At 58.7% G+C, this 13,696-nt stretch carries 10 protein-coding genes and 1 tRNA gene; 9 read left to right on the top strand and 2 right to left on the bottom strand.

Annotation, left to right across the window (positions count from 1 at the left end; translation table 11 throughout):
- Nucleotides 1–526 (bottom strand): LysM peptidoglycan-binding domain-containing protein (locus AXW11_RS06055; RefSeq protein WP_286792008.1); only part of this gene is annotated, 526 nt, incomplete at its 3' end.
- Nucleotides 527–900: 374 nt separating this feature from the next.
- Here AXW11_RS06055 and def point away from each other — a divergent pair.
- The 9 genes from def to AXW11_RS06010 all read left to right on the top strand — a co-directional run bounded on the left by def (nucleotide 901) and on the right by AXW11_RS06010 (nucleotide 11,864).
- Nucleotides 901–1,404 (top strand): peptide deformylase, encoded by a 504-nt coding sequence (def, locus tag AXW11_RS06050; protein ID WP_091643235.1) that lies wholly within the window; start codon nucleotides 901–903, stop codon nucleotides 1,402–1,404.
- 77 nt (nucleotides 1,405–1,481) lie between these two features.
- Nucleotides 1,482–2,417 (top strand): methionyl-tRNA formyltransferase, encoded by a 936-nt coding sequence (gene fmt / locus AXW11_RS06045; RefSeq protein WP_041332726.1) that lies wholly within the window; start codon nucleotides 1,482–1,484, stop codon nucleotides 2,415–2,417.
- The gene (rsmB, locus tag AXW11_RS06040) at nucleotides 2,418–3,719 is read left to right on the top strand and encodes a 16S rRNA (cytosine(967)-C(5))-methyltransferase RsmB (protein WP_091643233.1); all 1,302 of its coding nucleotides are present in this window, start codon (nucleotides 2,418–2,420) and stop codon (nucleotides 3,717–3,719) included. It begins immediately after the preceding gene.
- The gene (gene trkA, locus AXW11_RS06035; RefSeq protein WP_036211787.1) at nucleotides 3,716–5,119 is read left to right on the top strand and encodes a Trk system potassium transporter TrkA; all 1,404 of its coding nucleotides are present in this window, start codon (nucleotides 3,716–3,718) and stop codon (nucleotides 5,117–5,119) included. The genes rsmB and trkA overlap by 4 nt, the downstream gene beginning before the upstream one ends.
- Nucleotides 5,120–5,246: 127 nt before the next feature.
- On the top strand, nucleotides 5,247–6,272 hold the full coding sequence (gene glyQ, locus AXW11_RS06030; protein ID WP_036212087.1) for a glycine--tRNA ligase subunit alpha: 1,026 nt from the start codon (nucleotides 5,247–5,249) through the stop codon (nucleotides 6,270–6,272).
- 2 nt (nucleotides 6,273–6,274) lie between these two features.
- Nucleotides 6,275–8,362, top strand: a complete 2,088-nt coding sequence (glyS, locus tag AXW11_RS06025; RefSeq protein ID WP_091643230.1) for a glycine--tRNA ligase subunit beta — start codon at nucleotides 6,275–6,277, stop codon at nucleotides 8,360–8,362.
- A 56-nt stretch (nucleotides 8,363–8,418) separates the two neighbouring features.
- Nucleotides 8,419–8,495 (top strand) — tRNA-Pro (locus AXW11_RS06020).
- 129 nt (nucleotides 8,496–8,624) lie between these two features.
- Complete coding sequence (locus tag AXW11_RS06015; RefSeq protein ID WP_041332724.1) at nucleotides 8,625–10,205, top strand: beta-helix domain-containing protein; 1,581 nt, start codon at nucleotides 8,625–8,627, stop codon at nucleotides 10,203–10,205.
- A gap of 99 nt (nucleotides 10,206–10,304) precedes the next feature.
- Nucleotides 10,305–11,864, top strand: coding sequence for a BCCT family transporter (locus AXW11_RS06010; protein ID WP_041332721.1), 1,560 nt, complete (start codon nucleotides 10,305–10,307; stop codon nucleotides 11,862–11,864).
- Here the strand turns inward: AXW11_RS06010 and AXW11_RS06005 are convergent.
- Nucleotides 11,849–13,657 (bottom strand): ABCB family ABC transporter ATP-binding protein/permease, encoded by a 1,809-nt coding sequence (locus AXW11_RS06005; RefSeq protein WP_091643227.1) that lies wholly within the window; start codon nucleotides 13,655–13,657, stop codon nucleotides 11,849–11,851. The genes AXW11_RS06010 and AXW11_RS06005 overlap by 16 nt on opposite strands.
- Nucleotides 13,658–13,696: the final 39 nt, after the last annotated feature.

Genomic DNA, 13,696 nt, shown 5'->3' with positions numbered 1-13,696 from the left:
CCTTGCTGCGGCGGAAGACGCCCACATTGTCAGCCGGCTTCTCACCACGGGCGTAAATCCGATCACCCGCGCCGGTAATAATCCGGCCGTCCTCGCCTTCCAGCACGTAAGGCGCGCCATTGAGTGCCTCAACGTCAACGATGCGTGTGTCGGTCAGGAAACTGCTGATCGCATCCAGGGGAATCGCGGGAATCGGCGTATCGATGGGCTCGGAACGCACTTTTGGTGAAAGCTTCACCACCCGATCACTGGAAACCTTGGTAACACGCGGCTTGCCGTCAATATAGACCAGCGCCAGCTCGTCACCCGGATAGATCAGGTGTGGGTTTGCAACCTGTGGATTCACGTGCCAGATTTCCGGCCAGTACCAGGGGTTATTCAGGAAGCGGGCGGAAATATCCCACAGGGTGTCACCCTTCACGACAGTGTAACGCTCGGGATGATCGGACCTCAGTTCCGGGGCGGCGTGGGCCCAGGAGGTTAGCAGCAGCATGCTTGCTGCCAGAGCGTACAGCAGTTTCCTCATTGTTTAAGTCCTTGATCGCGTGCCTTGAATCGATAGATTCTGTTCTTGGTATGCAGCCGGTACTCTGCCTTTTATACCACTACTATAGAAGATGTCTCGCAAATTGTGATGTTATCTTTTGTTCTTCCAGTAAATTCTACGCTATGGTCGAAAGCTTTTGACTATCAACTGATCAGTTTGTACTCAATGAGCGAGTTGAGGGATAATAGCACCATAAACGGCAAAAACCCGTTGAAACCGGCTCTTTCATCCCGATCATAATAGTCACGGGATGGAAAAATGCGCAGTACGCTGTCGCATTTCGGAGACAGTATTCACACCGTTACAAAAGATAACGGTGAAAGCCAGAATCAGACACCAAAAGTACGAGCGCCATGATACTAGATATTCTCGAATACCCGGACCCCCGCTTGCGCACCCTTGCCAAGCCAGTGGACGAGGTAACAGACGAGACCCGCAAGCTGATCGACGACATGTTCGAGACCATGTACGATGCGCCCGGCATTGGCCTGGCAGCCACCCAGGTCAATGTACACAAGCAGATCATCGTCATGGATCTGTCCGAAGACAAAAGTGAACCGCGGGTATTCATCAACCCGGAAGTGGAAGTGCTTGATGGCGAACTTGAGGAGATGCAGGAAGGCTGCCTGTCGGTACCGGGTTTCTACGAGGACGTCTCCCGTATCGAACACTGCATAATCAGGGCTATTGGCCGTGACGGCAAACCCTTTGAGCTGGAAGCCCGTGGCCTGTTGGCGGTATGTATCCAGCATGAGATGGATCACCTCAACGGCAAGCTGTTTGTGGACTACCTGAGTTCACTGAAGCGCACCCGTATTCGCAAGAAACTGGAAAAGCTTCACAAGAAAAGCGCCTGAAGCCGCCAAAACAGCGTAAATCGGGACCGGGTGAAAACCCGGTCTTTTCGTATTCAACGGACCAGGAAGCGATACCCGTGCGACTTGTTTTTGCCGGCACCCCCGAATTCGCAGCCACCGCGCTGAAGGCACTGCTCACGACCCATCATCAGGTGGTTGGCGTTTACTCCCAACCCGACCGGCCCGCTGGCCGTGGCCGCAAACTGACACCCAGCCCGGTCAAACAGGTGGCGGTTGAGGCGGGCATTCCCGTGTTTCAACCAGAGTCCCTGAAATCGCCCGAAGCGCAGGAACAGCTCCGCGGTCTTAACGCAGACGTGATGATCGTCGCTGCCTACGGACTAATTCTGCCGCAGGCGGTGCTGGACCTCCCTCGTCACGGCTGCCTGAACATCCATGCCTCGTTGCTGCCTCGCTGGCGCGGTGCCGCGCCTATTCAGCGCGCGATCGCCGCGGGTGACCGGGAAACCGGTATTACCATCATGCAGATGGACGCTGGCCTCGACACCGGCGCAATGTTGCTGAAAGCTATTACCCCAATCGAAGACGCCGATACCGGCGGCAGCCTTCACGACCGTCTGGCTGGCCTGGGTGGCGAAGCCATCGTCAAGGCGCTGGAACAGCTTGAGAAAGGCGAGCTGCAGGGCGAAGTCCAGGACGAGGCCCGGGCCTGCTATGCCCGTAAACTCAGCAAGGAAGAAGGGCATATCGACTGGACCCGGGACGCCCCTGCCATCAGCCGGCTGATTCGTGCCTTTAATCCCTGGCCGGGCACCTACACCGACCTGGACGATCTGCGCATCCGCATTCATCAGGCGGAGATTCTGGACGACACCAGCGACAAACATCCCGGCACGGTGATTCGCCGCGACCGCGAGGGCATCGACATTGCCTGCGGCCTGGAATCCCTGAGGATCACCCGTTTGCAGTTGTCCGGCTCGCGGCCACAATCGGTGAACGACCTGATCAACGGCGGCAAGGACATACTGATGCCCGGCCAGGAGCTGAACTGAATGAGCCAGCAGGGCCAGCCACTGCGGGCGGTTGCTGCCCGGGTTTTGCAATCCGTTGAGAACGGCCAGTCGCTGTCCCAATGCCTGCCCCACGCCATGGGTGATGTGGCAGACAACGAACGACCACCACTACAGGCACTGTGCTACGGCACCTGTCGCTGGTTTCACCGGCTCGATGGCGAGCTACAGGCGCGCCTGAAAAAACCGCTGCGCAAATCCGACCGGGTCGTCCACCACCTGATGCTGGTGGCATTGTTCCAGCTTCGCTTCAGCCAGCAGGCCACCTACGCAATTCTGAATGAAACCGTGGAAGCCTGCCGCGCCCTCGACAAACCACACCTGACAGGGCTGGTGAACGGCGTTCTTCGGGCTGCGGAGCGGGAAGGGGAGCCGCCCATTGCCGACGAAATCGGTCGTTTCAGCCACCCTCCCTGGATGCTTGAAAAACTGCGCCATAACTGGCCTCACGACTGGCAGGCTATTCTCGAAGCCAATAACACCCAGGCCCCCATGACCCTGCGGGTGAACGCTCTGCGCTTCAGCCGCGACGACTACCTGCAATTACTGTCCGATGCCGGTATCGATGCCAACGCAACCCTGTTTGCGCCCCACGGCATCCAATTGGCCGCCCCGGTGCCGGTGGATCTTCTGCCCTGGTTTTCCGAAGGCGCAGTCAGTGTGCAGGATGAAGCAGCCCAGCTCTGCACCACCCTGATGGACCTGGCGCCCGGCCAACGGGTGTTGGATGCCTGTGCCGCACCGGGAGGCAAAACCTGCGCTATCCTTGAAAGCTGTGGACAACTGGAAGAAGTGGTCGCTATCGACGAATCCGCTGATCGACTGCCACGGGTGCAGGAAAACCTGGAACGGCTGGATCTCGTGGCGACACTGAAACAGGCCGATGCCGCAGATATTGACCAGTGGTGGGACCGGAAGCCGTTCGATCGTATCCTGCTGGACGTTCCCTGCAGCGCCACCGGCGTGATTCGCCGCCATCCGGACATCAAGTTGCTGCGCCGTGAATCAGACATTGTCCCGCTCGCCAGCATTCAGCTGGGTCTGCTGGAGTCGATGTGGCAAGTGCTCGCACCCGGAGGGCGCCTGGTCTATGCCACCTGTTCGGTGTTTCCGCAGGAGAATCACCGTATAATTCGTCGATTCCTGAAGCAGCAGGACGACGCTGCCCTGGTGGAGCCCGATGTCCTTTGGGGGCGCGATATGGAAACCGGCCGCCAGATGCTGCCTGTTCCCGAAAGCCACGATGGATTTTTCTACGCTGTGCTGGAGAAACCCGAACCATGAAAATCCTGATTCTCGGTGCCGGCCAGGTGGGCGGGACCCTGGCAGAAAACCTCGCCAACGAAGCCAACGACATCACCGTGATCGACAGTGACAGTACCCGCCTGAGGGAGCTTCAGGATCGACTGGACATTCGGACTGTCCAGGGCATGGCCTCCTTTCCCACGGTTCTGCGCCAGGCGGGCGCTGAAGATGGTGACATGGTCATCGCCGTGACCAACAGTGACGAGGTCAACATGGTGGCCTGCCAGGTCTCCAAGTTGCTCTACAAAACCCCGACAACCATCTGCCGGGTCAGGGCCAACGCCTACCTGGCAAAACCAGAACTGTTCTACCAGCGAGATCAGAAAAAGGATCTGGACAGCCTGCGGGGTTTCCCCATCGATGTTCTGATCAGCCCGGAGCACCTGGTCACCAAGCACATCACACGACTGATCGAATACCCCGGCGCGCTGCAGGTACTGGAGTTTTCCAAGGGGCTTGTTCAGTTGGTCGCCATTCGGGCGACGGAAGGCGGCCCACTGGTTGGCCACGAATTGTCGTACCTGCGCAGCCATATGCCCAAAATCGAAACAAGGGTCGCCGCCATTTTCAGGAAAGACCGGGCGATCATGCCTCAGGGGGATACGGTGATCGAAGACGGCGACGAGGTTTTCTTCATCGCTGCCTCCGACCATATTCGCTCGGTCATGAGCGAGTTGCAGCCACTGGAAAAACCCTACAAGCGCATCTTCATCTGTGGGGGTGGTAACATTGGCCAGCGCCTGGCCCATACTCTCGAATCCCGCTACCAGGTGAAACTTCTGGAACGGGACCACGAACGTTGCGTAATGCTGTCCGAGAACCTTCGCAAAACCGTGGTGCTGGAGGGCAATGCCGCCAACAAGGACATTCTGCTGGAAGAGAACATCGAAAATACCGATGTCTTCTGTGCGGTCACCAACGATGACGAAGCCAACATCATGGCGTCACTGCTGGCCAAACGCCTGGGCGCCCGCAAGGTACTGACGCTGATCAACAACCCGGACTACGTTGACCTGATCCAGGGCGGCGACATTGATGTCGCTATTTCGCCCCAGCAAACCACCATTGGCAGCCTGCTTACCCACATTCGCCGCGGGGACGTAGTAAACGTTCACTCACTCCGTAGGGGTGCTGCCGAAGCCATTGAGGCCATCGCCCATGGCGACCACCGGTCCTCCCGGGTAGTGGGCAAGCGGCTTGACGAAATCAACCTGCCGGAAGGCACTACCATCGGCGCCATCGTCCGCCACAGCGAAGTCCTCATCGCCCACGACCACCTGCGGGTACAGCCGGATGACCACGTTATCCTGTTTCTGGTGGACAAGTCGCGGATACGGGATGTGGAGAAACTGTTCCAGGTGGGACTGACGTTCTTCTAGCGCAAAATCAATCTTCTGAACCCAACTTAGAAATACGCGATTGGCAGGCGTATAATGCCCCTTTTTTCCGGAGTGCCCCGGCCAGATGCCCGGGCGCCACACACAGACTGACCAGCAGGCAAACGTCGTGACAGACAAGGCAACTTCCGCAAACACGCCGGACATCAAAACCTTCCAGGGCCTGATCCTCGCCCTGCAGAACTTCTGGGCGCAGCACGGCTGCGTGGTCCTCCAGCCCCTGGACATGGAAGTGGGTGCCGGCACCTTCCACCCGGCCACCTTCCTGCGCTCCATCGGTCCGGAAACCTGGAACGCCGCCTACGTTCAGCCCAGCCGCCGCCCCACCGATGGCCGCTACGGGGAGAACCCCAACCGCCTGCAACACTACTACCAGTTCCAGGTGGTGCTGAAACCGTCCCCGGACAACATTCAGGAACTGTACCTGGATTCCCTGAAGGCTCTTGGGCTGGACCCACTGGTCCACGATATCCGTTTTGTTGAGGACAACTGGGAATCACCCACCCTCGGCGCCTGGGGCCTGGGTTGGGAAATCTGGCTGAACGGCATGGAAGTAACCCAGTTCACCTACTTCCAGCAGGTGGGTGGCCTGGAATGCTATCCGGTCACCGGCGAGCTCACCTACGGGCTTGAGCGCATTGCCATGTACCTGCAGGGCGTGGACAGCGTCTACGACCTGGTCTGGACCGAAGGCCCGGATGGTGTGGTCACCTACGGCGACGTGTTCCATCAGCAGGAGGTGGAGATGTCCACCTACAACTTCGAGCACGCCGACACCGAGTTCCTGTTTCACAGCTTCGATGTGCACGAACGCGAGAGCGCGCGCCTGATCGAAGCCGGCCTGGCATTGCCCGCCTATGAGCAGGTGCTCAAGGCTTCACACACTTTCAATCTGCTTGACGCCCGCCACGCCATCTCCGTGACCGAGCGTCAACGTTTTATCCTGCGGGTTCGCACCCTGGCCCGGGCCGTTGCCCAGGCGTATTTCGACAGCCGCCGCAAGCTTGGCTTCCCGCTGGCACCGGATGCCCTGCGCAAAGAGGTACTGGCAGCGACCGAGGCCGCCGCCGAAAAGGCGAACGGCAAGAAGGGTAAGAAAGCGAAAAAAGCTCAGCAGGAACAGGGGAACGCATAATCATGGCAAAACAGGATTTTCTGGTCGAACTGGGCACTGAAGAGCTGCCTCCCAAGGCCCTCAAGCCACTGTCGGACGCGTTTACCCGTGGCATTACCAATGGCCTGGAAGAGGCGGGTATTCGGTTCGGCAAGGTGGAAGCCTTTGCTGCACCACGCCGGCTTGCCGTCAGGGTACGGGACCTGGAAGACGCTCAGCCGGACAAACCGGTGGAAAAACGCGGCCCGGCCGTGAAAGCTGCGTTCGACGATTCCGGCAACCCCACCCGGGCACTGACCGGCTTCGCCACCTCCCTGGGCGTGACACCGGACCAGCTTGATACGATGGAAACCGACAAGGGCGCCTGGGTGGTCTATCGCACCATCGAGAAAGGCCGCCCCACCGTTGAACTGATGCCGGAACTGGTAGACCAGTCCCTGGCCGCACTGCCGATTCCAAAACGCATGCGCTGGGGCGCGCACAGAACCGAGTTCGTGCGTCCGGTGCACTGGTCCATCCTACTGTTCGGCAACAAGGTGATTGACACCCCGATCATGGGGCTGACTCCGGGTAACAAAACCCGCGGTCACCGTTTCCACTGCCCGAAATCATTGATCGTGCCCACGCCCGGCGACTACGAAGTGGTGCTGCGCCAGGAAGGGTATGTGATCGCTGACTTCGCCGAACGCCGCGAGCAGATCCGCGACGGCGTCACCGCCATTGCCAGGAAGGAAGCGGGCGGCCAGGCGGTTATCGATGAAGACCTGCTGGACGAAGTCACCGCCCTCAACGAGTGGCCCGTGCCACTCATGGGCCGTTTCGAGGAACGCTTCCTGGAAGTTCCCGCCGAGGCACTGATTTCCTCCATGAAGGAACACCAGAAGTACTTTCACGTGGTTTCCGCCGACGGCCGGATGCTTCCGCTGTTCATCACCGTTGCCAACCTGGAAAGCAAGGACCCAAAACAGGTCGTTTCCGGCAATGAGAAGGTTATCCGCCCACGCCTGTCCGATGCGGCTTTCTTCTATGACACTGACCGCAAGACCCGGCTGGAAGACCGCATCGACCAACTCAAGCCGATCGTGTTCCAGGACAAGCTGGGCAGCATTTACGACAAGTCCGTGCGGGTGGCCGCACTGGCGAAGAAGATCGCCGACGCCATTGGCAGCGATCCCGTTCTGGCTGAGCGCGCCGCCATGCTCGCCAAGACCGACCTGGTCACCGAGATGGTGCTGGAATTCACTGACCTGCAGGGCATCATGGGCCAGTACTACGCCGCCAACGACGGCGAGAACGAAGACGTGGCCAGCGCACTGAACGAGCAGTACATGCCCCGCTTTGCCGGTGACGACCTGCCCGCAACACTGACGGGCTGCGCCGTGGCCATTGCCGACCGCATCGATTCCCTGGTGGGGCTGTTCGGCATTAACCAGCCACCGTCCGGTACCCGTGACCCGTTCGGGCTGCGTCGAGCCTCACTGGGCGTATTGCGCATCATCATCGAGCGGGAGCTGCCACTGGACCTGCAAACCCTGTGCGAGTGGGCGGTAGAGGAACACAACAGCATCACCGAACCGAATGTGGCCAACACAGTGGTGGACTATATGCTCGAGCGGTTCCGTGCGCATTATGAAGAGCAGGGCATCAGTGCCGAAGTCTACCTCGCCGTGCACGCCCGCCGTCCAACACGCCCGCTGGACTTTGACCGCCGGGTGAAAGCCGTGGAAGCCTTCCGCCAGCTACCGGAAGCCCTGGCCCTGGCCGGCGCCAACAAACGGGTGTCCAACATCCTTACCAAGCAGGGTGGCGACAGCATTGGTGAAAGCATCGACAGTGAGTTGTTGCAGGACAAGGCGGAAATAACGCTGGCCGACCAAATTCGCCAGCAAGCCGACAAGGCATTGCCACTGTTTGAAAAAGGCGATTACGCGACGGCCTTGAGCTCTCTCGCCAGCCTGCGGGAGCCGGTGGATAACTTCTTTGATGAAGTCATGGTGATGGCTGACGACGAGGCCGTGCGCAACAACCGCCTGGCCATGCTCAACCTGCTGCGTAACCTGTTCCTGCGGGTGGCGGATATCTCGGTATTACCCACTGCCAGTGGGCAGTGAAAATCATACGGGGGCTGGTAAAAAACCAGCCAATCCGTATAATACCGGCCGTTGATCGGCGTGTGGCGCAGCTTGGTAGCGCACTTCGTTCGGGACGAAGGGGTCGCAGGTTCGAATCCTGCCACGCCGACCATTTTCCCGCATCTCAGTCCCTTCTTTACGACGAAATACTCCCCTTTAAGCGACTCTTTTCTTTCAATTGACATAAAGCTTTCACATTGGACATGTACAACGGTGCTCTCATCCCAACGGAGCAGCAGTAATGTCCGACCAATCCTCCCTTTTGGTAGAGAAGCTCTGGCGACTCAAACGTCGCATCGACAAGGGCCAGTGCCCGAGCGTCGACTTTGTCCATCTCAACGTCTTGCTGAGAGAGCCCAACTACCGCAATGACGTTCTGATGCGTGTGGAAGCCAATGGCACGCCAGAGCTTCAGGCGCTGGCACGCGAGATCATGGCCAACGATGATGGCCGTCCGCTGATGGCCAAGTCCTCGAACCAGAAGCTCCAGGCCAGTCCCGTCACGCCGCAGAAAAGACGCAGTTGGTTTGCCCGTCACGCACTGGTACTGGTTCCCGTCATTGGCGCTGCTGTCGCAACGGTCGCCGGCTTTACCGCATTTGAGAACCGTAACGTGCGTATCAGCTCCGACATTACCGCAGACACTGTCTGGGAAAGCGGCCACCGATACACCCTTGAAAACACCGTTTTTGTGGAAGGCGCCAATCTGACCATCGAACCCGGTGTAACCATTGAAGGCGAATCCGGTTCCGCGCTGATCGTAACACCCAGTGCCAAACTGTTTGCCCGCGGCAGCCGCAACCAACCGGTGGTCTTTACCAGTAGCAAGGAACCCGGAGCACGGGCTCGCGGTGACTGGGGTGGCGTTGTGCTTCTTGGAAAGGCACCGGTGAACGAGCCGAACGCCCGCATTGAAGGCGTACCTGAAAACGACACCCGTGGGCAATTCGGTGGCAGCGACACGCAGCATAGTTGCGGCGTGGTGCAATACACCCGCATTGAATTTGCCGGTTTCGAGGTCTATCAGAACAACGAGCTGAACGGCTTAACCCTGGGTGGCTGTGGCTCCAACACCATCATCCAGAACGTGCAGGTTCACCGTGCTCTGGACGACGGTATCGAAATGTTCGGTGGCACCGTCGACCTGAAAAACATCCTGGTGACCGGTGCTGCCGATGACAGCATCGATTGGGACTGGGGCTGGCGAGGCCGGGTGCAGTTTGCCATTATCCAGCAGTACCGGGATGTTGGCGATAACGCCTTTGAGGGCGACAACAACGGTTCCAGCCACTCGGCCATGCCACGGTCCGAACCCACATTCTACAACGTCACCCTTTATGGCAGCGGCCGTTCCGCGAAGGAACATCGTGCAATCCTGTTGCGTGAAGGTTCCGGTGGCCACTTTCACAACATGATCATTGACAGTTACGCCATTGAAGCCCTGGATACACGGGACGAGGTCACTGCACTTGTAGGCATGAATGCTCTGACGTTCAGCCACAACCTGCTTGCCAATAACGGTAGGTTGGGCAACCTCACCATTGTTAACGAAACCGATGATGACGATTTCGGCTTCAACGAAGAGTTGTGGATACGCAGCCCCGAACTGCAGAACACCGTACAGGTTGAAACCGGCTTGCAACCCTCTGTCACCAGCGAGTCGTCGCCGCATTTCCGCCCCAGAAGCTCAGTGCGCGCCATGACTGCCAAACGGCCTCCGAAAGCCGAATTCTTTGATGAGTCGGCAATGTACCAGGGCGCTGTTAACCCCAGGGCCACATCGACCTGGCTGGATGACTGGACGGCATTTCCGGAATCCTGACGAGCTTACCAATGCCTGGGAGGGTGGCTACCTCCACAAAGGAATGCAGAGGTCTGAACTTTTCTGTACCCTGCGCGGCTCTTCGCGAAAGGAACAACCATGATCTCCCAGACAAACTCCCTGGCTACCGATGAACGGCCGGGCGCTTTCTCCGATAGCGACCCGATCGTTCTGACGCTTACGATTGGCTTCATCCTGCTGTTCGTTGGTGCTTCCATTATTGACAGCAGCGCCGTCGCCACAGCGATTGGCGCCGGATTCACCTGGACGGCAAAGTACCTGGGGTCGTTCTTCCAACTACTCCTGCTGGCAACCTTTTTCATCGCACTTGGAACAGCGGTCAGCAAGGCCGGCAATGCACGGATTGGTGGCCTGGACCGGCCGGAAATCAGCCGTTTTCGCTGGCTTTCAATGATCATGTGTACATTGCTGGCCGGTGGAGGGGTGTTTTTCGCCGCCGGGGAACCGGTCTATCACTTTGTGGTAACACCACCGGCGTTTGATACCGAAGCCGGAACGGCTGCGGCCACCGCTCCCGCCATGGCGCAGTCGTTTACTCACTGGGGCTTCCTTGCCTGGGCCGTGCTCGGCTCGCTGACCGCACTGGTTCTCAGCAGGGCTCACTATGATCAGGGCAAACCGCTGCAGCCGCGAACCCTATTGTATCCGGTGTTTGGTGAGAACGCTGTTCAAGGCAAGCTGGGTGGGGTGATTGACGCCCTTTGCGTCATTGCCGTGGTGGCGGGAACCGTCGGCCCTATCGGTTTCCTGGCAACCCAGGTGAGTTTCGGGCTGCACGAGCTGTTTGGCATCACCGATGGCTATGGCACCCAGCTCGCGGTACTGATCATTCTGGCCGGGGTGTACATGACCTCCGCCATGACCGGCCTGCACAAGGGTATTCAGTTGCTCAGCCGGTTCAACGTGCTCCTCGCCCTGGCCATCGCCGCGGTGATTTTCCTGTTCGGTCCCACACTGTTTCTGGCCAACACCTTTACCCAGTCATTCGGCGAGTACCTGACGTCTTTCATGGCAATGTCGACGATGACCGCTGAAACGGCGCCGGACTGGTGGATGAAATGGTGGACGGTGTTTTTCTTCGCCTGGTTTATTGGTTACACGCCTTTGATGGCAGTGTTTGTGTCGCGAATTTCCCGCGGACGCACGGTTCGTGAAATGATCCTCGCGGTTGCCGTATTGGCACCTATTGCCACCACAATCTGGTTTACGCTGCTGGGTGGCTCGGGAATCTATCACCAGCTGGCCGGCACCTTTGACCTGACCGAAGCGTTGAACAATTTCCGTTTTGACGTCGCCACACTGACCGTGGCCCAGGCGCTGCCAGGAGGCACCTGGATGGCCGCCGCGATACTGCTGCTCACCACCATTTTTGTCGCCACCACCGGCGACTCCATGAGCTATTCCATTGCCATGGTGGGTGCGGGCCATGATGAGCCAAATCCCTGGATCCGGGTATTCTGGGGCGGTGCTATGGCGATGATGGCCGCCATTCTGCTGTATATGGGTTCAGGGCAGATTGGCGTGCTTCAGCAGTTCATTGTGATAACCGCCATACCGGTCTCCTTTGTCATACTGCCATCGCTATGGACAGGGCCGAAAGCGGCTATGGCCATGGCCCGTGATCAGGGGCTTGCCTGACCATCATCACCAGTTCGATGCTGCTGTTCCCAGAGCCTGGCGTAATGCCCCTTCTGGCCCAGCAGCTCGACGTGGTTGCCACTCTCGACAATGCAGCCGCCGTCCATCACCAGAATGGTATCCGCATCGCGCGTCGTCGACAGCCGATGAGCGATAACCAGGGAGGTGCGCTGGCGGCTGACTTCCTTCAAGGCCCCCAGAATCGCCTGTTCAGACAGCGAATCCAGAGAAGATGTGGCTTCGTCCAGAATCAATAACGGTGGGTTCTTGAGAAGTACCCGGGCAATGGCGACCCGCTGTTTCTCGCCGCCGGAAAGTTTAAGCCCCCGCTCACCAACCTGTGTGTTATAGCCATCGGGCAGGCTGTGGATAAACTGTTCCAGGTGCGCCATTCGGGCTGCCCGGTACACCTCTTCCTCGCTGGCATCAGGCCGACCGTAAGCCAGGTTCCGAAAAAGTGTGTCGTTGAACAGCACCGTATCCTGGGGCACCACGCCAATGGCGGAACGCAGGCTGTCCTGGGTGACCTCACGGATATCCTGACCGTCGATGGTGATACTGCCCCGGTTCACATCGTAAAACCGGAAAAGCAGGCGGGCGAGGGTCGATTTCCCCGCGCCGCTGGCGCCCACGACGGCTACGGTGTGCCCAGCGGGAATTGAGAAACTTACGTTCTGGAGGATCTGACGGTTGGGGCGATAACCAAAGTGAACCTGGTCGAAACAAACCTCGCCTTTTTCCACCACCAACGCTTTGGCGTTCGGCGCGTCCTCAATGACCGGTTCGTCGCCGAGCAACCCGAACAACCGTTCCACATTCACCAGCGCCTGGCGGATCTCCCGATACACGAACCCCAGTGCATTGAGCGGTATAAACAGCTGTAACAGGTAGGCATTAATCATGGTGAAATCCCCCAGGGTGATCTCACCACTGGCGACTTCCTGCACTGCCATGGCCATGATGACGATCATCGCCACACCGATGATCAGGGCCTGGCCCGAGTTCAGGGCGGCAAGCGACAGCCGGTTTTTGAGCCGTGCCTGTTCCCAGTCATCCAGGTCCTTGTCGTAGAGCTCTGCCTCGAAGCGTTCGTTATTGAAATACTTTACGGTCTCGTAGTTGAGCAGGCTGTCGACTGCGCGGGAATTGGACTGGTTGTCCCGGGCATTGGCTTCGCGCACGTATTTCGTGCGCCACTCGGTCACCTTGATGGAAAACACCACATACACCACCACCGCTACCAGGATCGCCAGCACATAGCCCACGTTGAACACCACGAAGAGAATACCGGCCACCATCAGGATTTCGAGGAGGGTGGGGACAATGTTGAAGAGGGTGAAACGCAGCAGGAAGCTAATGCCGTTGGTGCCCCGTTCAATGTCCCGGGCCAGTCCGCCGGTTTTCCGGTCCAGGTGAAAGGACAGCTCCCGGTTGTGCAGATGTTCGAAAACCCTCAGTGACACTCGTCGCATGGCCCGTTCCGCGACTCGGGCGAACACCGCGTCCCGCAATTCGCTGAACAGGGTGCTGCCAAATCGGAGCAGGCCGTAGGCGACGACCAGTATGACCGGTATCCACAGCAGTACCTCGCCGCCCTGACTTTCGTCCAGGTAGTCGACGATGTATTTCAAGGCGACCGGTGTGGCGACCGTGGCCAGTTTGGAGAAGATCAGGAACCCCAGTGCCAGCATGACTCGACCACGGAATTCCGCCAGATAGGGCCATAGGCCGGCGATGACTTTCCAGTCGGGTTTGTGGTTGGCGGGGTACTCGTTGTCAGCGTAGGCGCGCACTCGGGTTTCCCTTCAATAACGGAGTAGTCGAGCGCACGA

Origin of the sequence: Marinobacter sp. Hex_13 (assembly GCF_001566815.1) — a bacterium.
Lineage (GTDB): Bacteria > Pseudomonadota > Gammaproteobacteria > Pseudomonadales > Oleiphilaceae > Marinobacter > Marinobacter salarius.
The sequence above is the reverse complement of the archived record's forward strand: the minus strand, read 5'-3'. Positions and strand labels throughout refer to the sequence as shown.